General features: G+C 58.7%; 19 protein-coding genes and 1 pseudogene. 15 read left to right on the top strand and 5 right to left on the bottom strand.

Annotated elements, in window-relative coordinates:
* Nucleotides 1-67 precede the first annotated feature (67 nt).
* Nucleotides 68-988: an ornithine carbamoyltransferase gene (argF, locus tag ACMXYI_RS12640; protein WP_129438034.1), complete on the top strand. Its 921-nt coding sequence runs from the start codon at nt 68-70 to the stop codon at nt 986-988.
* On the top strand, nt 985-2,094 hold the full coding sequence (locus ACMXYI_RS12635) for an ABC transporter ATP-binding protein (protein WP_033057464.1): 1,110 nt from the start codon (nt 985-987) through the stop codon (nt 2,092-2,094). Before argF ends, ACMXYI_RS12635 begins: the two co-directional genes overlap by 4 nt.
* Before the next feature lie 47 nt (nt 2,095-2,141).
* Here the strand turns inward: ACMXYI_RS12635 and ACMXYI_RS12630 are convergent, their stop codons facing one another.
* Nucleotides 2,142-2,924: a PhzF family phenazine biosynthesis protein gene (locus tag ACMXYI_RS12630; protein WP_415773450.1), complete on the bottom strand. Its 783-nt coding sequence runs from the start codon at nt 2,922-2,924 to the stop codon at nt 2,142-2,144.
* A gap of 106 nt (nt 2,925-3,030) precedes the next feature.
* Nucleotides 3,031-3,501 (bottom strand): Cys-tRNA(Pro) deacylase, encoded by a 471-nt coding sequence (gene ybaK / locus ACMXYI_RS12625; RefSeq protein ID WP_415773449.1) that lies wholly within the window; start codon nt 3,499-3,501, stop codon nt 3,031-3,033.
* Nucleotides 3,502-3,873: 372 nt separating this feature from the next.
* Here ybaK and ACMXYI_RS12620 point away from each other — a divergent pair, with 372 nt between their 5' ends.
* The 4 genes from ACMXYI_RS12620 to glpD all read left to right on the top strand — a co-directional run bounded on the left by ACMXYI_RS12620 (nt 3,874) and on the right by glpD (nt 8,930).
* Entirely contained in the window at nt 3,874-4,725 is an 852-nt protein-coding gene (locus tag ACMXYI_RS12620; RefSeq protein ID WP_415773893.1) for an MIP/aquaporin family protein, read from the top strand.
* Between the two features lie 75 nt (nt 4,726-4,800).
* The gene (gene glpK / locus ACMXYI_RS12615; RefSeq protein ID WP_129438040.1) at nt 4,801-6,306 is read left to right on the top strand and encodes a glycerol kinase GlpK; all 1,506 of its coding nucleotides are present in this window, start codon (nt 4,801-4,803) and stop codon (nt 6,304-6,306) included.
* Between the two features lie 84 nt (nt 6,307-6,390).
* Nucleotides 6,391-7,146, top strand: a complete 756-nt coding sequence (locus ACMXYI_RS12610; RefSeq protein WP_007916700.1) for a DeoR/GlpR family transcriptional regulator — start codon at nt 6,391-6,393, stop codon at nt 7,144-7,146.
* Between the two features lie 245 nt (nt 7,147-7,391).
* Entirely contained in the window at nt 7,392-8,930 is a 1,539-nt protein-coding gene (glpD, locus tag ACMXYI_RS12605) for a glycerol-3-phosphate dehydrogenase (RefSeq protein WP_415773447.1), read from the top strand.
* A 62-nt stretch (nt 8,931-8,992) separates the two neighbouring features.
* On the opposite strand, the gene ACMXYI_RS12600 is transcribed toward glpD, so the two are convergent.
* Complete coding sequence (locus ACMXYI_RS12600; protein ID WP_415773892.1) at nt 8,993-9,880, bottom strand: LysR family transcriptional regulator; 888 nt, start codon at nt 9,878-9,880, stop codon at nt 8,993-8,995.
* Between the two features lie 105 nt (nt 9,881-9,985).
* On the opposite strand from ACMXYI_RS12600, the pseudogene ACMXYI_RS12595 reads away from it, so the two are divergent.
* The 9 genes and pseudogenes from ACMXYI_RS12595 (at nt 9,986) to ACMXYI_RS12555 (ending at nt 19,100) form a co-directional block, all read left to right on the top strand.
* Nucleotides 9,986-11,354, top strand: a pseudogene (locus ACMXYI_RS12595) (MFS transporter).
* A complete protein-coding gene (locus ACMXYI_RS12590) occupies nt 11,335-11,745 on the top strand; it encodes a DUF4440 domain-containing protein (protein WP_415773446.1) in 411 nt (136 codons plus the stop codon). Before ACMXYI_RS12595 ends, ACMXYI_RS12590 begins: the two are co-directional and overlap by 20 nt.
* A gap of 319 nt (nt 11,746-12,064) precedes the next feature.
* Nucleotides 12,065-12,979, top strand: coding sequence for a glutamate/aspartate ABC transporter substrate-binding protein (locus ACMXYI_RS12585; protein ID WP_415773445.1), 915 nt, complete (start codon nt 12,065-12,067; stop codon nt 12,977-12,979).
* Between the two features lie 192 nt (nt 12,980-13,171).
* Nucleotides 13,172-13,918: an amino acid ABC transporter permease gene (locus ACMXYI_RS12580; RefSeq protein WP_095132564.1), complete on the top strand. Its 747-nt coding sequence runs from the start codon at nt 13,172-13,174 to the stop codon at nt 13,916-13,918.
* Complete coding sequence (locus ACMXYI_RS12575; RefSeq protein ID WP_033053683.1) at nt 13,918-14,589, top strand: amino acid ABC transporter permease; 672 nt, start codon at nt 13,918-13,920, stop codon at nt 14,587-14,589. The genes ACMXYI_RS12580 and ACMXYI_RS12575 overlap by 1 nt, the downstream gene beginning before the upstream one ends.
* Nucleotides 14,586-15,320, top strand: coding sequence for an amino acid ABC transporter ATP-binding protein (locus tag ACMXYI_RS12570; protein WP_415773444.1), 735 nt, complete (start codon nt 14,586-14,588; stop codon nt 15,318-15,320). The genes ACMXYI_RS12575 and ACMXYI_RS12570 overlap by 4 nt, the downstream gene beginning before the upstream one ends.
* A gap of 215 nt (nt 15,321-15,535) precedes the next feature.
* Nucleotides 15,536-17,437, top strand: a complete 1,902-nt coding sequence (locus tag ACMXYI_RS12565) for a sensor histidine kinase (RefSeq protein ID WP_415773443.1) — start codon at nt 15,536-15,538, stop codon at nt 17,435-17,437.
* Nucleotides 17,434-18,762 (top strand): sigma-54-dependent transcriptional regulator, encoded by a 1,329-nt coding sequence (locus ACMXYI_RS12560; protein ID WP_301308728.1) that lies wholly within the window; start codon nt 17,434-17,436, stop codon nt 18,760-18,762. Before ACMXYI_RS12565 ends, ACMXYI_RS12560 begins: the two co-directional genes overlap by 4 nt.
* A gap of 8 nt (nt 18,763-18,770) precedes the next feature.
* Complete coding sequence (locus ACMXYI_RS12555) at nt 18,771-19,100, top strand: GlpM family protein (protein WP_415773891.1); 330 nt, start codon at nt 18,771-18,773, stop codon at nt 19,098-19,100.
* 126 nt (nt 19,101-19,226) lie between these two features.
* On the opposite strand, the gene ACMXYI_RS12550 is transcribed toward ACMXYI_RS12555, so the two are convergent.
* Nucleotides 19,227-19,892, bottom strand: coding sequence for a DsbA family oxidoreductase (locus ACMXYI_RS12550; protein ID WP_415773442.1), 666 nt, complete (start codon nt 19,890-19,892; stop codon nt 19,227-19,229).
* A gap of 97 nt (nt 19,893-19,989) precedes the next feature.
* Nucleotides 19,990-21,009: an alpha/beta fold hydrolase gene (locus ACMXYI_RS12545; RefSeq protein ID WP_415773441.1), complete on the bottom strand. Its 1,020-nt coding sequence runs from the start codon at nt 21,007-21,009 to the stop codon at nt 19,990-19,992.
* Nucleotides 21,010-21,015: the final 6 nt, after the last annotated feature.

Below are 21,015 nucleotides of genomic sequence, written 5' to 3'. Positions count from 1 at the left end.
TCTCGCCCGTTTTTCAGTTAAACAAGGCTTTGAGTATCTGCGGTCTGTTGCAAAAAGGTAGTCAATGATGAGCGCAAGGCACTTTCTCTCCCTGATGGATTGCACGCCCGAAGAGCTGGTCAGCGTGATCCGTCGAGGCGTTGAGCTCAAAGACCTGCGTAACCGCGGCGTACTGTTCGAGCCTCTGAAAAACCGCGTGCTCGGGATGATTTTCGAGAAGTCCTCGACCCGCACCCGTATTTCGTTCGAAGCCGGCATGATCCAGCTGGGCGGCCAGGCGATCTTCCTGTCGCCGCGCGATACGCAGCTGGGCCGTGGCGAGCCGATCGGCGATGCCGCCATTGTCATGTCGAGCATGCTCGATGCGGTGATGATCCGTACGTTTTCCCACAGCACACTGACCGAATTCGCCGCCAATTCGCGCGTCCCGCTGATCAACGGCCTGTCCGATGACCTGCACCCGTGCCAGTTGCTGGCAGACATGCAGACGTTCCTCGAACACCGCGGCTCGATCCAGGGCAAAACCGTGGCCTGGATCGGCGACGGCAACAACATGTGCAACAGCTATATAGAAGCGGCGATCCAGTTCGACTTCCAGTTGCGTATCGCGTGCCCGGAAGGCTTTGAGCCCAATCCTGAATTCGTGGCCAAGGCCGGTGATCGGGTCACCATCGTCCGCGATCCGAAGGATGCCGTACGCGGCGCCCACCTGGTCAGCACCGACGTCTGGACCTCCATGGGCCAGGAAGAGGAAACCGCCAAACGCCTTAAACTGTTCGCGCCATTCCAGGTCAACCGCGCCCTGCTCGACCTGGCCGCACCGGACGTGCTGTTCATGCACTGCCTGCCGGCCCACCGTGGCGAGGAAATCAGCGTCGACCTGCTCGATGACAAGCGCTCCGTCGCATGGGATCAAGCCGAAAACCGTCTTCACGCACAAAAGGCCCTGCTCGAATTTCTCGTCGAACCGGCGTACCACCACGCATGAGCCATCCATTACTGCTGAACCTGCGCAACCTCGCCTGCGGCTATCAAGACCAGCGCGTCGTGCAGAACCTCAACCTGCATTTGAATGCCGGCGACATCGGCTGCTTGCTGGGTTCTTCGGGTTGCGGAAAAACCACTACCCTGCGGGCGATTGCCGGTTTCGAACCGGTACACGAAGGTGAAATCCAGTTGGCGGGCGAGACAATCTCCCGCGCCGGTTTCACCCTTGCTCCGGAGAAACGCCGGATCGGCATGGTGTTCCAGGATTACGCACTGTTTCCGCACCTGAGCGTGGCCGAGAACATCGCCTTCGGGATCCGCAAGCATCCGCAAAAGGATCGCGTCACCGAAGAGTTGCTCGAACTGGTCAACCTGAAAAACCTCGGCAAGCGCTTCCCGCATGAGCTGTCCGGTGGTCAACAGCAGCGCGTCGCACTGGCCCGCGCCCTGGCGCCCGAACCGCAACTGCTGCTGCTCGACGAACCCTTTTCGAACCTTGATGGCGAGCTGCGACGCAAGCTCAGCCATGAAGTGCGCGACATCCTCAAGGCCCGTGGCACCAGCGCGATTCTGGTGACCCACGACCAGGAAGAAGCCTTCGCTGTGAGCGACCATGTGGGGGTTTTCAAGGAGGGTCGCCTGGAGCAGTGGGACACGCCCTACAACCTGTATCACGAACCGCTGACACCGTTTGTGGCCAGCTTCATTGGTCAGGGTTATTTCATTCGCGGTCAGCTGAGTAGCCCCGAGTCGGTGCAGACCGAACTGGGTGAGTTACGCGGTAATCGTGCCTACACCTGGCCGGTTGGCGGTGCGGTGGATGTGTTGCTGCGTCCGGACGATATCGTTTATGCACCGGACAGCACGCTGAAGGCGCGGATTGTCGGCAAGTCTTTCCAGGGTGCGTCCACCTTGTATCGCTTGCAGTTGCCGACCGGCGCGCAGCTGGAATCGATTTTCCCGAGCCATGCCGATCATCAGGTGGGTTCAGAGGTCGGCATTCGTGTCGCGGCTGAACACCTGGTGCTGTTTCAGGCATCGGGCAGTACGGCGGCGCAGATTCCGGTCGTCGAATCCGGCGTGCGCCGCTACAGCAGCGCCCACTAAGCACACACAATAAAATGTGGGAGCGAGCTCCCACATTGGGTGTTCGTTTAACCCAGCATTAGCGTTCCGCTTGCAACGAGCGTCGCATTCCCGCCGATTTTCACCCGATCCCCTTCCAGCCGACAGAACAACTCCCCGCCTCGAGCCGAACGCTGACAAGCCGTCAGGCTCGACTTGCCCAAACGTTTCGACCAGTACGGAATCAGGCTGCAATGGGTCGAACCGGTCACCGGGTCTTCGTTGATGCCGATCGCCGGTGCGAAGTAACGGGAAACAAAATCATGCTGGCTGCCCCTGGCCGTGACAATTGCTCCTGGCCAAGGCAGCTTCGCCAGCGCCGCCATGTCCGGCTGACATTCGAGCACCGCCTGCTCGGATTCCAGCACCACGAACAACTCGTTCGACCCCAGCACATCAACCGCTTCCACACCGAGCGCGCGCTCGACGTCCAGGGTCACGCCCACTTCCGACGGAATGAGCGCCGGGAAATCCAGCCACAAGCGCTCACCCTCACGGCTCACACTCAGCGGGCCGGACTTGCAGACGAAGTCCAGGCGCTCGACCGGCTCTTTGTAGATTTCAAACAGAACGTAAGCGCTGGCCAGGGTTGCATGACCGCACAACGGCACTTCGGTGGTCGGGGTAAACCAGCGGATGTGCCAGCCCTGCCCTTCGCGAACCACGAAAGCGGTTTCGGCGAGGTTGTGCTCGGCGGCGATCTTCTGCATCAACTCATCGGCAAGCCAGGCATCGAGGCGATAGACCATCGCCGGGTTGCCACTGAACGGCCGATCACTGAACGCATCGACCTGATGAAACTCAAGCTGCATAACCTTCTCCCTTTGTCAGGCCACGGAGCATGAAGCTGCCGACAACCCGGCACCAGTGACAGAGCCCGTAAATTTGCACCATACAGCGCCGGGCTGATAGTCCGCGTCAGACACGGCCGATATCAGCGAACTTCGCCTGGGTATGCTCGGCCAGCACCGCGGGGGCCAATTCGACTTCCAACCCTCGTCGCCCCGCGCTGACAAAAATGCTGGCGAAGGGCTGAGCCGAATTATCGATAAAGGTGCGCAAACGCTTTTTCTGTCCCAGCGGACTGATCCCACCCAAGAGGTAACCGGTGGATCGTTGCGCAGCGGCAGGATCGGCCATTTCGACTTTTTTCACGCCCGCAGCATGCGCCAGGCCCTTTAAGTCCAGACTTCCGACGACCGGCACCACGGCCACCAGCAATTCACCTTTCTCGCTCGCCGCCAGCAAGGTCTTGAACACCTGCGCCGGATCCAGCCCCAGCTTCTCCGCGGCCTCCAGCCCGTAGGACGATGCCTTCGGATCATGTTCGTAACTGTGCACGCGATGTTCGGCACGAACTTTTTTCAACAAATCCAATGCGGGGGTCATGACAGCTCCAGACTGGGCGGCAGAAGAAAAATACTGCGCTGGATTCTAGGTCATCGATCAATAAAAGGCTCTATTGCGGCGCTATTTCAAAGGCTTGGCGGCGCCTTATGCCGTTCGTCCACCTTCAGTCTGCCGCGTGAACGATGCGGTCATTCACGTGACTAATAGTTCGATTGTGACTGACGGTTCACTTTCGACCTTTGACAGCAGCGTTTCTTGTCTATATTTTTTCGAATCTGAATACTGTACGAAATGTTCCTATCGCAGCACCCAGCAGCAGGCCGAGAACAGGATGGGGATCCTGCCTCGGTGAAAATCGCGCTTTTGACCATGATGCAAAAGCGCCAGACAACAACAAAAATGAGGTTTTCAATGACAACTGCTTTACAACAACCGTCTCTCTCAAGCCAATGCATGGCCGAATTCCTGGGCACTGCGCTGCTGATATTTTTTGGTACAGGTTGTGTTGCCGCGCTCAAGGTCGCGGGCGCCAGCTTCGGCCTTTGGGAAATCAGCATCATCTGGGGGGTCGGCGTGAGCATGGCGATCTACCTGGCCGCCGGCGTTTCCGGGGCTCATCTCAATCCCGCCGTCAGCATTGCCCTGAGCATTTTCGCTGACTTCGAAAAGCGCAAACTGCCTTTTTATATTCTCGCCCAGATCGCTGGCGCCTTCTGTGGAGCGTTGTTGGTTTACACGCTGTACAGCAATTTATTCTTCGATTACGAACAAACTCACCATATGGTTCGTGGTACTCAGGCCAGCCTCGAATTGGCGTCGGTGTTTTCCACCTTCCCCAACCCGGTCTTGTCCACAGCCCAAGCCTTCCTGGTTGAAGTGATCATCACTGCCATCCTGATGGGCGTGATCATGTCCCTGACCGACGACAACAATGGCTTGCCAAAGGGTCCGCTCGCTCCGCTGCTGATCGGCCTGCTGATTGCCGTGATTGGTAGTTCGATGGGGCCGCTGACCGGTTTTGCGATGAACCCGGCGCGCGACTTCGGTCCTAAACTGATGACTTTCTTCGCTGGCTGGGGTGAAATTTCCTTCACCGGCGGGCGCGATATCCCGTACTTCCTGATTCCGATTTTTGCACCGATTGTCGGTGCCTGCCTCGGTGCTGCAGCGTATCGCGGGCTGATTGCCCGTCATCTGCCCAGCGCCCTACCTGCTACAAAGGACGCAGCACCGGCCATTGACGGCAAACCAAGAACTTCTTGATACCGTTGGCGTGTGATCCTGCCCATAAGATCACGCGCCGGACCTCACTCCCTTTTTTCGTCCAAGGCAATCGACATGACCGACACTCAGAATAAGAACTACATCATTGCCCTCGATCAGGGTACGACCAGCTCCCGCGCGATCATTTTCGATCGCGACGCGAATGTGGTCTGCACCGCCCAGCGCGAATTCGCACAGCATTACCCGCAAGCCGGTTGGGTCGAACACGACCCGATGGAAATCTTCGCCACTCAAAGCGCCGTGATGGTCGAGGCCCTGGCTCAAGCCGGCCTGCATCACGACCAGGTTGCGGCCATCGGCATCACCAACCAGCGCGAAACCACCGTGGTCTGGGACAAGACCACCGGCCGCCCGATCTACAACGCGATCGTCTGGCAGTGCCGCCGCAGCACCGAGATCTGCCAGCAGCTCAAACGCGACGGTCACGAGCAATACATCAGCGAAACCACCGGCCTGGTTACCGACCCGTACTTCTCCGGCACCAAGCTCAAGTGGATCCTCGACAACGTCGAAGGCAGCCGCGAACGTGCGCGCAAAGGCGAGCTGTTGTTCGGCACCATCGACAGCTGGCTGATCTGGAAATTTACCGGCGGCAAAGTGCACGTCACCGACTACACCAACGCCTCGCGCACCATGCTCTTCAACATCCACACGCTGGAGTGGGACGCGAAGATGTTGGAGGTGCTGGATATTCCGCGCGAGATGCTGCCGGAAGTTAAATCCTCGTCCGAAATTTATGGCCACACCAAAAGCGGCATTGCCATCGGCGGTATCGCCGGTGACCAACAGGCCGCCCTGTTCGGCCAGATGTGCGTCGAGCCAGGCCAGGCGAAAAACACCTACGGCACTGGCTGCTTCCTGCTGATGAACACCGGCGACAAAGCCGTGAAATCCAAGCACGGCATGTTGACCACCATCGCGTGCGGCCCGCGCGGCGAAGTGGCTTACGCGCTGGAAGGTGCGGTGTTCAACGGCGGTTCGACCGTTCAGTGGCTGCGTGACGAACTGAAGATCATCAACGACGCCCACGACACCGAGTACTTCGCCAACAAGGTCAAGGACAGCAACGGCGTGTACCTGGTGCCAGCCTTTACCGGCCTGGGCGCGCCGTACTGGGACCCGTATGCCCGTGGCGCGCTGTTCGGTCTGACTCGCGGCGTACGCGTGGATCACATCATTCGTGCAGCCCTGGAGTCGATTGCCTACCAGACCCGCGACGTTCTGGATGCCATGCAACAGGATTCCGGCGAACGCTTGAAATCCCTGCGTGTGGACGGCGGTGCGGTGGCGAACAACTTCCTGATGCAGTTCCAGGCCGACATCCTCGGCACTCAGGTCGAGCGTCCGCAAATGCGCGAAACCACCGCACTCGGAGCGGCTTACCTGGCCGGTCTGGCGTGTGGCTTCTGGGGCAGCCTGGATGAGTTGCGCGGCAAGGCGGTGATCGAGCGCGAATTCGAACCGACCCTGGACGAAACCGCGAAGGAAAAACTCTACGCCGGCTGGAAAAAAGCCGTCAGCCGCACCCGCGACTGGGAACCGCATGAAGGCGCTGAATAAGCCAACAGCAGGGTTGTAACTGGTCGGGAGCAGATTCCTGCGGCATCATGGGCAAATTTTGCACGGCAGCCCAAAGGAAGCCCCATGAATCTGCCTCCCCGTCAGCAGCAAATCCTCGAACTGGTCCGCGAACGCGGCTATGTCAGCATCGAGGAAATGGCTACGCTGTTCGTCGTTACACCGCAAACCATCCGCCGCGATATCAATCAGCTTGCGGAAGCTAATTTGTTGCGTCGCTACCACGGCGGCGCAGCCTACGATTCCAGCGTCGAAAACACCGCCTACGCCATGCGTGCCGACCAGATGCGTGATGAAAAACAGCGTATCGGTGAAGCCATTGCGGCTCAAATCCCCGATCACGCCTCGCTGTTCATCAATATCGGCACCACCACCGAATCCATCGCCCGGGCGTTGCTCAATCACAATCACCTGAAGATCATCACCAACAACCTGCATGTGGCTTCGATGCTCAGCGCCAAGGACGACTTCGATGTCCTGCTGACGGGTGGCAATGTGCGGCGTGACGGTGGTGTGGTCGGTCAGGCCAGTGTCGACTTCATTAACCAGTTCAAGGTTGATTTCGCCCTGGTCGGCATCAGCGGTATCGATGAAGACGGCAGTCTGCTGGACTTCGACTATCAGGAAGTTCGGGTGTCCCAGGCGATCATCGCCAATGCCCGGCAGGTCATCCTCGCGGCTGACTCCAGCAAATTCGGGCGCAACGCCATGATTCGTCTGGGACCGATCAGCTTGATTGATTGCCTGGTCACCGATCAGCAACCTGTGCCGGCGTTGGCGCAGTTGTTGAGTCAGCACAAGATTCGGCTGGAAGTCGTTTAAGGCTTTCAGCCTCTAAAGATCGCAGCCTTCGGCAGCCCCTACAGGTTCACTCACCCCTGTAGGAGCTGCCGGAGGCTGCGATCTTTTGCTTTTAATGTTCGAAAATTTTCCTTTCTCGGCCCTTCGATCAGTATTTTCAATCGAAGTTAACTGGCTGTGGGCGACTTTATGGGCTACCATTTTCGCAAATGAACATTAATGTTCGAATTCCAATACCGAAAATCATAAAAGCCCGAGGCTAGCCGATGCCCACTTCTACCTTGCCTACGCCCCCTCTCGCTGAGATCTACGATATCGCCGTCATCGGTGGCGGGATCAATGGCGTAGGGATCGCAGCGGATGCCGCCGGTCGCGGTCTTTCGGTGTTTCTGTGCGAAAAAGACGACCTGGCCAGCCACACCTCGTCAGCCAGCAGCAAGCTGATCCACGGTGGCTTGCGGTACCTTGAACATTACGAATTCCGTCTGGTGCGCGAAGCCCTGGCCGAACGCGAAGTGCTGCTGGCCAAGGCCCCGCACATCGTCAAGCAGATGCGCTTCGTGCTGCCGCACCGCCCGCACCTGCGTCCGGCGTGGATGATCCGCGCCGGCCTGTTCCTTTATGACCACCTCGGCAAGCGGGAAAAACTCGAAGGCTCGAAAAGCCTGAAGTTCGGTCCGGACAGCCCGCTGAAAAGCGAAATCACCAAAGGCTTCGAATATTCAGATTGCTGGGTCGACGATGCCCGTCTGGTGGTCCTGAACGCCATGGCCGCCCGCGAAAAAGGCGCCCACGTTCACACCCAGACCCGCTGCGTCAGCGCCCGTCGCACCAAGGGAATGTGGCACCTGCATCTGGAACGCGCCGATGGCAGTCTGTTTTCGATCCGCGCCAAGGCACTGGTAAACGCCGCCGGCCCATGGGTCGCCAAGTTCATTCGTGACGACCTGAAGATGGAATCGCCGTACGGCATCCGCCTGATTCAGGGCAGTCACCTGATCGTGCCGAAGCTGTACGAAGGCGAACACGCGCACATTCTGCAAAACGAAGATCAGCGCATCGTCTTCACCATTCCGTACCTGAACCACTTCACCCTGATCGGCACCACCGACCGCGAGTACACCGGCGATCCGGCTGCAGTTGCGATCACCGAAGGCGAAACCGATTACCTGTTGAAAGTGGTCAACTCCCATTTCAAGAAACGCATCAGCCGCGACGATATCCTGCACAGCTATTCCGGTGTTCGCCCACTGTGCAACGACGAATCCGACAACCCGTCGGCGGTCACTCGCGACTACACCCTGGCGCTATCGGGCACTGGCGAAGAAGCGCCGCTGTTGTCGGTGTTCGGCGGCAAGCTGACCACCTACCGCAAACTGGCCGAGTCGGCACTTGCGCAACTGGCTCCGTACTTCAAGGACATCAAGCCGAGCTGGACCGCCAGCGCTACCCTGCCGGGCGGCGAAGACATGACCACCCCGCAAGCCTTGTGCGCCTTGATCCGCGACAAGTTCGACTGGGTGCCGACCGAAATCGCCCGCCGCTGGGCCACCACCTACGGCAGCCGCACCTGGCGCATGCTGGAAGGCGTGCAGAATCTCGGCGATATGGGCGAACACATCGGCGGCGGGCTCTACACCCGGGAAGTCGATTACCTGTGCAGCGAAGAGTGGGCGACCACCGCGCATGACATTCTGTGGCGCCGTAGCAAGCTGGGGTTGTTCACTACCCCGGCCGAACAGCAGAAGCTGGCGGATTACCTGAGCAAGGTCGAGCAGAACCGCAGCAAGATCGAAGCGGCCTGATCGGCAATCCAGTTAAAGCAAAGCCCCTGAATCTCACGATTCAGGGGCTTTTTTGTAGGTGCTTACTGCGCCAGATGCAGCAACAGGAAATCAATGAACGCCCTCGATTTGTGGGGCAAATGCGGGCTGTTGGGGAACACCACGTTGACTGACTGAGAGGGCAGCGAATAGTCGGGTAACAAGCGGATCAGCCGCTCGCTGGTGATGTCGTCCTTGACCACCCACGCGGGCAACACCGAAACACCTAGCGACGACAACGTCATGGAACGGATGGCCGTGGATGAATTGGATTCAAACTGATTGATCCCGTTGATCTCGACCGTCCCCGATTGCGGATGGCGCAGCGTCCATTGAGTGGGCGCCTGCAGGTTGCTATTGGCAATCCACGGCACCGCATTCAGGTCCTGAGGTTTTTGCACCGGGTGACGCGCTAGGAACGTCTTGGTAGCCACCAGGACAATCTCATAATCCGCCAGTTTACGGCTCTTGAATGCCGAGTCCGCCAAGTTGCCTAGACGGATAACCAGGTCTAACTTTTCTGTGACCAGATCATTGAGTGACGAGTTAAAGTTATAACTGAGTTTTATTTCCGGGTAGTGCTCTATAAATTGCGGGATCAACGGGAGAATATACGCCTCACCGTATTCGCTGGTGGAACTAAACCGCAACTTACCGGACACCCGATTATGCCCTTTCAATACATTATCAAAGGCATTATCGATATCCGCGACAATGCCTTTGAACTCTTCATAAAAATCTTGACCTATTTCAGTGAGGGAGATATTTCGGGTATTGCGAATCAACAACGTCGCTGACAGCACGTCCTCCAGCGCCTTGACATGCAGGCTGGCCATGGCTTTACTGATGCTCAGGTAATTGGCGGCCTTGGTATAGGAACCAAAATCGACCACGGCCAGAAATGTCTGGACCCGATTAAGATGAGTGTGCATAGCAATATGGCTCACTGTTAAATCCCGTCAAACATTGTTTCAAGAATAGTCGTATCGACAGTTCAAGTCCACCGCCCCTATGCTTTGCGACAAAGGGGAAACAACATGACCTATCGCTACAAAGTTGCGCTGATATTCCTGATCGGCTTTTTTATAGACTGCATTAATATCTTTATGTCCGCGGTCGCACTACCCAGTATATCGGCGGCGTTGCACGTTAGTACTTCAGACGTTGCCTGGGTGGCTAATGCTTATATTCTCGGGCTGACGCTGATCATCCCGGTCAGCACTTGGCTGGCCGGTCGTTTTGGCAGCCGGGAAATCCTCACCGCCTCGATGATCGTATTCACCGCTTCCGTGTGGATGTGCGGGCTGGCCAACAGTTTCAACGAGCTTGTGATCTGGCGCTTCGTCCAGGGGGTTGGCGGCGGGCTGTTGATTCCTGTCGGCCAGGCGCTGACGTTCAACCTGTTCAAGGGTGAGCAGCGGGCGAAAATCTCCACACTGGTCATGGCCGTTGCCCTGATAGCGCCCGCCATTTCACCGACCATCGGCGGCATCATCGTCGACAGCAGCTCCTGGCGCTGGGTGTTCTACAGCAACATCCCGTACTCGCTGATCGCGGCCTTGCTGTCCTGGTTCTGGATCAACGAAGCGCGCCCGACAAGTTTGCCCAGACCCGACATCAAGGGCTTGCTGCTGGTCAGCGCGGCACTCGGCAGCCTACTGATGGGCATGTCGCTATATGGCGGCGACGCTCCGGCATGGGTAGCCGCCCTCTTCGTCATGGCCGGCGTTACTTTCGTCGTGCTGTACGGGTTGCACTACCGCACCTGCAAAAAACCGATCATTGAACTGAGCCTGCTCAAAAGCAAAAAACTCAGCACCTCCATCTTTATCTATTACGCGATTCCAGGTGTGTTCACCGGAGTCAACTTGATGAGCATCTTCTTCCTGCAAAACACCCTGCACTTCAGCGCCCGACTGACAGGGATGTTCATGATCCTGTACGCCATCGGCGCATTCACCGCGATGTTGATCTGTGGCCGGGTCTATAACCGGATGGGAGCAAAGCGGCTGTTTGCCCTCGGCATGCTGCTGCACAGTGCCGGCATTGCCACCCTGTTACTGGTGAACAATCCGTCAGACCTTTGGATGATTGTCATCGCCTACAGCTTGATGGGGATCGGCGGCGGCATCGGTGCCAACACAGCACAAACCACGTCATTGATGGACTTTGAGGGCAGCGACACCCACAAGGCCAGTGTCATCTGGAACATCAACCGACAGATGTCATTCAGCATCGGCGCTGCCCTCTTCCTGATGGTTTTCAACTTGCTTTTAAAGCATTTCGATACCACCCAGGCCTACCACGTGACCTTCGCCATCGCCGCGCTGGCGGGCCTGTTTCCACTCTTTCAACTGAGTCAGTTGAACACTCAAAAAGGACTGTCATGCACAGCAAAATAGTTGAACAGGCGCACCACAGCGTTCATCACGTGCACGCGTTGATACGTACCCTGTTCACCGACGCAAACGGTGAGGGGCAGGCCGCTTTCGAGCCGCTGATGTCAGCATTCGCCGAGCACTTCACCATGGTCACCACTTCGGCCGCCATCGTCAGCCGGGCGATGGTCGAACAGATGTTCAAAGGTGCGGTCGGCGCCAAGCCAGCTCTGGAGATCGTCATCAGCGACCTGCAGACGGTATGGCAAGAAGGCAACAGCGTGGCGATCCGCTACAAGGAAACCCATCGTCTAAACCAAAGCGAGAGCTCACGGGTTTCGGTGGCGATCATTGGCATCTATCACCACAACGCCCAATGGACCTACCTGCATGAAACGCCGGTCAGCCAAGAAAGCTGATTCTCGTATGAACGGCAGGATCACCGGCTCTTATCTGGCCAATAGGGTGTTAGCGGCCACAAACACCATTCGGTTTTCCGAACGCGACCTGTCGGTCGATTCGGTTAACCGGATTCTCCAACATCAAAAATCTCGCCATAAATATTAAATACCCTTATAAATCAATCATTTGACCTATTCCGCCTGGCCTGGCACGAGTCATGCTCTACACTCTTGGACGAATGACGCTGTGCCAACCCTTCAGGAGCCGGCAAGCATTCGAAGCACAAAAAGGGCCGATGAACTGGCTCCATATAAAAACAATGTCGAGGAAAATTTGATGCGCATCGTTCCCCATCTCCTGGGCGCAGCCATTGCTGCCGCTCTGATCAGCACTCCAGTTTTCGCCGCCGAACTCACCGGCACCCTGAAGAAGATCAAAGAGTCCGGCGTTATCACCCTCGGGCATCGTGACGCTTCCATTCCGTTTTCCTACATCGCGGATGCTTCCGGCAAACCGGTTGGCTACTCCCACGATATCCAGCTGAAAATCGTTGAAGCCATCAAGAAAGACCTGGACATGCCGAACCTCCAGGTCAAGTACAACCTGGTGACCTCGCAAACCCGTATCCCGCTGGTGCAGAACGGCACCGTGGACGTCGAGTGCGGCTCCACCACCAACAACGTCGAGCGTCAGCAGCAAGTTGACTTCTCCGTCGGCATCTTCGAAATCGGCACCAAGCTGCTGGCCAAGAAAGATTCGCCTTACAAAGACTTCCCGGATCTGAAAGGCAAGAACGTCGTGACCACCGCCGGCACCACGTCCGAGCGCATCCTCAAGTCGATGAACGCCGACAAGCAGATGGGCATGAACGTCATCTCCGCCAAAGACCACGGCGAGTCCTTCAACATGCTGGAAAGCGGCCGCGCCGTGGCTTTCATGATGGACGACGCCTTGCTGGCCGGTGAAATGGCCAAGGCCAAGAAGCCAACCGATTGGGCCGTGACCGGTACTGCACAGTCCTATGAAATCTACGGCTGCATGGTCCGCAAGGGCGACGAGCCGTTCAAGAAGGCTGTAGACGACGCGATCATCGCGACCTACAAATCGGGCGAGATCAACAAGATCTACGAAAAATGGTTCATGCAGCCAATCCCGCCAAAAAACCTGAACCTGATGTTCCCGATGAGCGACGAGCTCAAGGCCCTGATCGCCAATCCGACCGATAAAGCGGCTGACGAAAAGAAATCCTGATTTCTGACTAACCTTATCTCCTGAGAGGGCCACTGCCCTTTCGGGGGATAGTCACTCCCTGCTGGCATTTCTGGAAACACTCGAACCGGTGGCTATCGAGCCGCTCGTGTGTGCCTGACCGTCAAGGTCGGGCGGGAACGGAGCTTCCCCAGGCGGGCACTTGTACATCGAACGATCTGAGGGGAGACCCTAATGAATTACAACTGGGACTGGGGCGTGTTCTTCAAGTCCACCGGTGTGGGCAGCGAGACATATCTCGACTGGTACGTCGCCGGTTTGGGCTGGACCATCGCCATCGCCGTCGTGGCCTGGATCATTGCCCTGCTGCTGGGCTCGATTCTGGGTGTCATGCGCACCGTACCGAACCGCATCGTATCGGGCATCGCGACCTGTTACGTCGAACTCTTCCGTAACGTGCCGCTACTGGTTCAGCTGTTCATCTGGTACTTCCTGGTGCCCGATCTGCTGCCTGCGGACCTGCAAGAGTGGTACAAGCAGGATCTCAATCCGACCACCTCGGCTTACCTCAGCGTCGTCGTCTGCCTGGGCTTGTTCACCGCCGCTCGTGTTTGCGAACAAGTGCGTACCGGTATCCAGGCGCTGCCTCGCGGCCAGGAATCCGCCGCTCGCGCCATGGGCTTCAAGCTGCCGCAAATCTACTGGAACGTGCTGCTGCCCCAGGCGTACCGGATCATCATTCCGCCGCTCACCTCGGAATTCCTGAACGTGTTCAAGAACTCTTCCGTCGCGTCGCTGATCGGCCTGATGGAGTTGCTCGCGCAGACCAAACAGACCGCCGAGTTTTCCGCCAACCTGTTCGAAGCCTTCACCCTGGCAACGCTGATCTACTTCACGCTGAACATGGGCCTGATGCTGCTGATGCGCATGGTCGAGAAGAAAGTGGCCGTACCGGGCCTGATCTCCGTAGGGGGTAAATGATGGAATTCGACTTCTCGGGCATCATCCCGTCCCTGCCAGGTTTGTGGAACGGCATGGTCATGACCCTGCAACTGATGGCGCTGGGCGTCGTCGGCGGGATCATCCTCGGCACGATCCTGGCGCTGATGCGCCTGTCCCACAGCAAACTGCTGTCGAACATTGCCGGCGCCTACGTTAACTACTTCCGCTCGATTCCGCTGCTGCTGGTCATCACCTGGTTCTACCTGGCGGTGCCGTTCGTACTGCGCTGGATCACCGGCGAAGACACCCCGATCGGCGCGTTTGCCTCCTGCATCGTGGCGTTCATGATGTTCGAAGCGGCGTACTTCTGCGAAATCGTCCGGGCCGGCGTGCAGTCGATTTCCAAGGGCCAGATGGGCGCAGCCCAAGCCTTGGGCATGACGTATGGCCAGATGATGCGTTTGATCATCCTGCCGCAAGCGTTCCGCAAGATGACCCCGCTGCTGCTGCAACAGAGCATCATCCTGTTTCAGGATACCTCGCTGGTCTACGCGGTCGGCCTGGTGGACTTCCTCAATGCCTCGCGTGCCAGTGGCGACATCATCGGTCGCTCCAACGAGTTCCTGATCTTTGCAGGTCTCACGTACTTCACAATCAGCTTTGCCGCCTCGCTGCTGGTCAAGCGTCTGCAAAAAAGGTTTGCCGTATGATCTCTATCAAGAATGTCAACAAGTGGTATGGCGACTTCCAGGTACTGACTGACTGCAGCACCGAGGTCAAAAAAGGCGAAGTGATTGTGGTGTGCGGGCCGTCCGGTTCCGGCAAATCCACCCTGATCAAATGCGTCAACGCCCTGGAACCCTTCCAGAAAGGCGACGTGGTGGTCGATGGCACCTCCATTGCCAACCCGAAGACCGACCTGCCGAAACTGCGTTCGCGCGTTGGCATGGTGTTCCAGCATTTCGAACTGTTCCCGCACCTGACCATTACCGAAAACCTGACTATCGCGCAGATCAAGGTGTTGGGCCGCAGCAAGGAAGAAGCCACCAAGAAAGGCCTGCAACTGCTTGAGCGCGTAGGCCTCTCGGCTCACGCTCACAAGCATCCGGGCCAGCTCTCCGGTGGTCAGCAACAGCGTGTGGCGATTGCCCGTGCGCTGGCGATGGACCCGATCGTCATGCTGTTCGACGAACCGACCTCGGCGCTGGACCCTGAAATGGTCAACGAAGTACTCGACGTGATGGTGCAACTGGCCCACGAAGGCATGACCATGATGTGCGTGACCCACGAAATGGGCTTCGCCCGTAAAGTGGCGGACCGGGTGATCTTCATGGATCAGGGCAAGATCATCGAAGACTGCAAGAAAGAGGAGTTCTTCGGCGACATCAATGCCCGCGCCGAGCGTACGCAGCATTTCCTTGCCAAGATTCTGCAGCACTAAGCACCACACCGAACTCTGTGGCGAGGGAGCTTGCTCCCGCTGGGTCGCGCAGCGACCCCAAAACCTGCAAATGCATTTTGTCTGACACACCGCATTTACCGGTTTTACGACTGCTTCGCAGCCGAGCGGGAGCAAGCTCCCTCGCCACAGGTTCTGCGCTCGACCAAACCAGGACGCAAGCCCATTGCCACACTGGTTGACCCAAGGCATCTGTGATGAAATGCGACCCCACTCTCTATCGCGCCGCGCCGCCATCACTCGCCGTGAAACCCCGTCTGATTCGCCATCTGTTCCTGCCGCCGCTGGTCATCGCCCTGATGATCGGGTTGGGTTACCTCGGCTTCTGGGTCAGTGAACACTACGGGATACGCAACCTCAGCGAGAACGGCCAGCGTCAGCTGGAACTGCACGCCCGCGCCGTCGAGAGCGAGATCAGCAAGTACACCTACCTGCCCAGCCTGCTGGAACTCGAATCCAGCGTTTCGAAGCTGTTGGCCGACCCGTCGCCGGAACACCGGCAGACGGTCAATGAATACCTCGAAGGCCTGAACCGGCGCAGCCGCAGTCGGGCTATCTATGTGATGGACACTACCGGCCGAGTAATGGCCACCAGTAACTGGCGCGATGTCGACAGTTACCTGGGCGAAGATCTGTCCTTCCGCGCCTATTTCCAGAATGCCGTGCGCGGCCAGCCGGGGCGCTTCTATGGCATCGGCAGCACCAACGGCGAGCCCGGTTATTACCTGGCTCATGGCCTGGAAGAACACGGCAAGATCATTGGCGTCGCAGTAGTCAAGGTCCGCCTCGAAGCCATGGAAGAACGCTGGCAGCGCGCGCGGCTGGAAGCTTTCGTGAGCGATGAAAACGGCATCATCATTCTTTCCAGCGATCCGGCACGGCGCCTGAAATCGGTTGTGCCGCTGAGCGACGAAACAAAAGAAAAACTCGCTCGCAGCCTTCAGTACTACTGGTTCCCGCTGAACGAACTGCAACCACTGGCCCGGGAAAAACTGGCCGAAGGCGAGGAAAAACTCACCTTCCCCGCCAACAGCGAAGTGGAATCCGATGAGGAGGACATCAGCTACCTCTCGCAAACCCGGCCATTGAGCGATACCCCGTGGAATTTCACCCTGCTCACCCCCCTGCAGGATTTGCGTCGCGAAGCGATCAATCAGGGGATTCTGGTGGCGGTGGCGTTTGCCCTGGTGGCGTTCCTGCTGATCGCCTGGAACGAGCGGCGCAAGGTCATTGCCACACGCCTCGCCGCCCGGGAAGCCTTGCAGGAAGCCAACAATCAACTGGAGCGTCGGATTACCGAACGCACCACTGATCTGCGCGCCAGCAACGAACGGCTCAAGGGCCAGATCCGCGAACGGCGTCTGGCCGAAGAGACGCTACGCCGCGCCCAGGATGAACTGGTGCAGGCCGGTAAACTCGCGGCCATCGGCCAGATGTCCACCAGCATCGCCCACGAATTGAACCAGCCACTGGCGGCGCTGCGGACCTTGTCCGGCAACACCGTGCGGTTTCTGGAACGCGGTCAACTGGATGTTGCCAGCACCAACCTAAAGACCATCAACGAACTGATCGACCGCATGGGCCGGATCACCGCCAGCCTGCGTTCGTTCGCTCGCCGCGGCGACGACAAAGGTCAGGCCAGCCTTGGCAAAGCGGTGGATGCAGCCTTGCAGCTGCTCGGTGGTCGCGTGGAAAGCGCGCATCTGCAACTGCACCGAGGCTTCGCCGATCTGCAGGTGCAGATCGACCAGACGCGCCTGGAGCAGATTCTGGTCAACCTGATCGGCAACGCCCTCGACGCCATGCAGACACAGCCGCTGCCAGAACTGTGGCTAGAAGGCGAAGAATTCGATGGCAAATATCGCCTTCGTGTACGCGACAACGGTCATGGCATCGACACCGAAGCACGTAAACATCTATTCGAACCGTTCTTCACCACCAAACCCGGCGAACAGGGCCTGGGCCTCGGCCTGACCCTTTCCGCCAGCCTGGCCGCCGCCACCGGCGGGCACCTGGGTGTCGAGCACCCGGCCAGCGGTGGCACCACCTTCGTCCTCAGTTTACCGTTGGTAAGCCCCACTCACGCCGAGCCAATATGAACAACGACCTTAGTGTGCTGATCGTCGAAGACGACCCCCATGTGCTGCTCGGCTGCCAACAGGCGCTGACCCTGGAAGACATTCCCTGCGTGGGCGTCGGTAGCGCCGAAGAAGCGCTGGAGCGGGTCGGCGATAACTTTGCCGGCATCGTCATCAGCGACATCCGCCTGCCGGGCATCGACGGTCTGGAATTGCTGACCCGACTCAAGGCCCGCGATCGCAGCCTGCCGGTGGTGCTGATCACCGGTCACGGCGACATTTCCATGGCCGTCGGTGCGATGCAGAAAGGCGCCTATGACTTCATGGAGAAACCTTTCTCCCCCGAACGTCTGGTCGATGTGGCGCGCCGTGCGCTAGAGCAACGCAGCCTCGCACGGGAAGTCTCTTCGTTGCGTCGGCAACTGGCGGAACGGGATTCCCTCGAAGGCCGGATCATCGGCCGCTCGCCCGCCATGCAGAACCTGCGGGAATTGATCGCCAACGTCGCCGATACGTCGGCCAACGTGCTGATCGAAGGCGAGACTGGCACCGGTAAGGAACTGGTCGCGCGTTGCCTGCACGACTTCAGTCGGCGGCACACCAAGCAGTTCGTCGCGCTGAACTGCGGTGGCCTGCCGGAAAACCTGTTCGAAAGCGAAATCTTCGGCCATGAAGCCAACGCCTTCACCGGCGCCGGCAAGCGGCGGATCGGCAAGATCGAACACGCCGACGGCGGCACGCTGTTCCTCGACGAAGTGGAAAGCATGCCGCTGCCGCTGCAAATCAAACTGCTGCGGGTGTTGCAGGAACGCACCCTGGAACGCCTCGGCTCGAACCAGAGCGTGGCAGTGGATTGCCGGGTGATCGCGGCGACCAAGTCTGATCTGGATGAGTCGAGCAAAGCTGGCGAGTTTCGCAGCGACCTGTATTACCGCTTGAACGTGGTGACCCTCGAATTGCCACCGCTACGCGAACGCCGCGAAGACATCCTGCAACTGTTCGAACACTTCCTGCAGCAGTCGTCCCTGCGCTTCGACCGCGCCGTGCCGGAGCTGGACAACCAGACCCTGTCGAACCTGATGAGCCACGACTGGCCAGGCAACGTGCGCGAACTGCGCAATGTCGCCGAGCGTTTTGCACTCGGTCTGCCAGCCTTCAAGAAATCCGGTGCCAGTGGCAGCAATCAGGGCCTGGCCTTCGCTGAAGCGGTAGAAGCGTTTGAACGCAACCTGCTGAGCGACGCTTTGCAGCGCAGCGGCGGCAACCTGACCCAGGCCAGTCTGGAACTGGGCATGGCCAAGACCACGCTGTTCGACAAAGTGAAGAAGTACGGGCTGAGCCACTGATGGACCTGATCCTCAAAGCAACCCTGGGCGCTGCCGTGGTGGTCATCCTCGCCGCGCTGGCCAAGACCAAAAACTATTACATCGCAGGGTTGGTGCCGCTGTTTCCGACCTTTGCGTTGATTGCTCATTACATCGTCGGCAAGGGGCGTTCGCTGGAGGATTTGAAGACCACCATCGTGTTCGGGATGTGGTCGATCATTCCTTACTTCATCTACCTGGCGACGTTGTATGTGATGGTGGACCGGATGCGGCTGGAGGCTTCGCTCGCTGTGGCGGCGGTGGCTTGGTTGATGGCGGCTACGGTGCTCGTGACTGTCTGGGTTCGCCTTCACGGCTGATCGCGATCTTCTGTAACTGATCGTTCCCACGCTCTGCGTGGGAATGCAGCCCGTGACGCTCCGCGTCACTGGACGCGGAGCGTCCCTTGAGGCATTCCCACGCGGGAGCGTGGGAACGATCGTAGGTCAGCTCACCGTCCCGCCCTTCGCTTCACTCATGATCTGCCGAATCGCCCCGACAAACGTCTCCACTGGCTGCCCGCCAGTGACGGCGTACTGCCCGTTGAAAACAACGGTCGGCACCGAACTGACGCCTCGCGACAGCCACAACTGCTCTTCTTCGAGAACCTCTTTGGCGAACTCGTCCGACGCCAGAATCGCCTCGGCTCGCGACCGATCCAGTCCCACGCTTTCGGCGATCTGCGCCAACTGCCCATGGTCGGACGGGTTGCCGCCCTCGGTGAAATACAACTTGAACAGCGCCTCTTTCAGATTGAACTGCAACCCTTCCAGTCCCGCCCAGAACAACAAACGGTGCGCGTCAAAGGTGTTGTAGATGCGACTGTTGCCGTCCGTGCGAAACGCAAACCCGACCTCGGCGCCGCGTGCGCGGATCATCTCGCGATTCTTCTGGGATTGCTCGGGAGTCGAGCCGTACTTCTCGGTGATGTGTTCGGTGATGTTCTGCCCTTCAGGCCCCATCTTCGGGTTCAGTTCGAACGGCTGGAAACGGATCTCGGCCTGCACCTCGTCGCCCAGTAAATCCAGGGCCCGGGTCAGGCCGTAGAGGCCGACGACGCACCAGGGGCAGGACACGTCGCTGACGAAATCGATTTTCAGGGGGGCATTCATCACTCACCTCGCAGACTGGAACGCACCGGAAAGCTCGAACGATACACCCGACGTGCCCGAGGTGGCAGCCGTTCCGCTCCCACATTTAATCGGTGGGTTACAGGAGGTTGTGTTCGGCCACCGGATCAATCTGCGCCCAATGCGAGGTGTCTTCGCGGTGGGCCTGCAAGTACGGCAACACCGCCGCCAGCAACGGCGCCTTGAACGCCTCCTGGAAACGATGGGCCAACCCCGGAATCAGCTTCAACTGGCTGCCGCGGATATGCGCCGCCAGGTGCACACCGTGCATGACCGGCAGCAACGGATCAGCAGTGCCGTGAACCACCAGCGTCGGAACGCGCAGTTGATTGAGCAGTGCCACTCGACTGCGCTCGGCGAGGATCGCCATGATCTGGCGCTTCACGCCCTCAGGGTTGAACGCCCGGTCATAGGACTGCGCCGCCTGATGCAGTAGCGCTTGCCGATCATCGCTCACCGTCGGGCTGCCCAGCGCCGCCAGCAAATCGGCTTGTTGCTCCAGCGCCACTTCGCGATTGGGCGCCCCACGGCGCGACAACAGTTGCACCAACGCCGCACTCGGCGCCGGCAAGCCTTCGGCCCCGGAACTGGTCATGATCAGGGTCAGGCTCTCGACCCGTTGCGGCGCCATCGCCGCCATGTGCTGGGCGATCATTCCGCCCATGCTCGCGCCCAGCACGTGGAATTGCTCGACGTGCAACGCATCCATCAAGCCAAAAGCATCGTCAGCCATATCGGTCAGGGTGTACGGCGCCGACACCGGCAAACCGAGTTTGTAGCGCAGCACTTCGAACGTCAGGTTGGCGTCGACGGGCGCTTGCCGCCAGGTCGAGAGCCCGACATCGCGATTGTCATAGCGAATCACCCGAAACCCTTGCTGACACAGCGCGACCACCACCTCGTCCGGCCAGTGGATCAACTGCCCGCCAAGGCCCATCACCAGCAACAGCGCAGGGTCCGACGCACGGCCGATGCTCTGGTACGCCAGGCTCACCTGTGCCAGATCGACCCGCTCGGTCGGAACATTGATATCGCAACGAGACGCCGCCAAGGACGGCAGGCCGAACAACAGCGCGGCCAGGAAAAAGAAAACACGCATGAAAAA

Origin of the sequence: Pseudomonas lyxosi (assembly GCF_047758685.1) — a bacterium.
Lineage (GTDB): Bacteria > Pseudomonadota > Gammaproteobacteria > Pseudomonadales > Pseudomonadaceae > Aquipseudomonas > Aquipseudomonas lyxosi.
Note: the sequence above shows the minus strand (reverse complement) of the source record. Positions and strands in the feature narration are given on the sequence as shown.

Excerpts from the sequence above, each read along its gene's own strand:
- argF (WP_129438034.1), top strand. The coding sequence starts at position 68 with ATGAGCGCAAGGCACTTTCTCTCCCTGATGGATTGCACGCCCGAAGAG.
- ACMXYI_RS12635 (WP_033057464.1), top strand. The coding sequence starts at position 985 with ATGAGCCATCCATTACTGCTGAACCTGCGCAACCTCGCCTGCGGCTAT.
- ACMXYI_RS12630 (WP_415773450.1), bottom strand. The coding sequence starts at position 2,924 with ATGCAGCTTGAGTTTCATCAGGTCGATGCGTTCAGTGATCGGCCGTTC.
- ybaK (WP_415773449.1), bottom strand. The coding sequence starts at position 3,501 with ATGACCCCCGCATTGGATTTGTTGAAAAAAGTTCGTGCCGAACATCGC.
- ACMXYI_RS12620 (WP_415773893.1), top strand. The coding sequence starts at position 3,874 with ATGACAACTGCTTTACAACAACCGTCTCTCTCAAGCCAATGCATGGCC.
- glpK (WP_129438040.1), top strand. The coding sequence starts at position 4,801 with ATGACCGACACTCAGAATAAGAACTACATCATTGCCCTCGATCAGGGT.
- ACMXYI_RS12610 (WP_007916700.1), top strand. The coding sequence starts at position 6,391 with ATGAATCTGCCTCCCCGTCAGCAGCAAATCCTCGAACTGGTCCGCGAA.
- glpD (WP_415773447.1), top strand. The coding sequence starts at position 7,392 with ATGCCCACTTCTACCTTGCCTACGCCCCCTCTCGCTGAGATCTACGAT.
- ACMXYI_RS12600 (WP_415773892.1), bottom strand. The coding sequence starts at position 9,880 with ATGCACACTCATCTTAATCGGGTCCAGACATTTCTGGCCGTGGTCGAT.
- ACMXYI_RS12590 (WP_415773446.1), top strand. The coding sequence starts at position 11,335 with ATGCACAGCAAAATAGTTGAACAGGCGCACCACAGCGTTCATCACGTG.
- ACMXYI_RS12585 (WP_415773445.1), top strand. The coding sequence starts at position 12,065 with ATGCGCATCGTTCCCCATCTCCTGGGCGCAGCCATTGCTGCCGCTCTG.
- ACMXYI_RS12580 (WP_095132564.1), top strand. The coding sequence starts at position 13,172 with ATGAATTACAACTGGGACTGGGGCGTGTTCTTCAAGTCCACCGGTGTG.
- ACMXYI_RS12575 (WP_033053683.1), top strand. The coding sequence starts at position 13,918 with ATGGAATTCGACTTCTCGGGCATCATCCCGTCCCTGCCAGGTTTGTGG.
- ACMXYI_RS12570 (WP_415773444.1), top strand. The coding sequence starts at position 14,586 with ATGATCTCTATCAAGAATGTCAACAAGTGGTATGGCGACTTCCAGGTA.
- ACMXYI_RS12565 (WP_415773443.1), top strand. The coding sequence starts at position 15,536 with ATGAAATGCGACCCCACTCTCTATCGCGCCGCGCCGCCATCACTCGCC.
- ACMXYI_RS12560 (WP_301308728.1), top strand. The coding sequence starts at position 17,434 with ATGAACAACGACCTTAGTGTGCTGATCGTCGAAGACGACCCCCATGTG.
- ACMXYI_RS12550 (WP_415773442.1), bottom strand. The coding sequence starts at position 19,892 with ATGAATGCCCCCCTGAAAATCGATTTCGTCAGCGACGTGTCCTGCCCC.
- ACMXYI_RS12545 (WP_415773441.1), bottom strand. The coding sequence starts at position 21,009 with ATGCGTGTTTTCTTTTTCCTGGCCGCGCTGTTGTTCGGCCTGCCGTCC.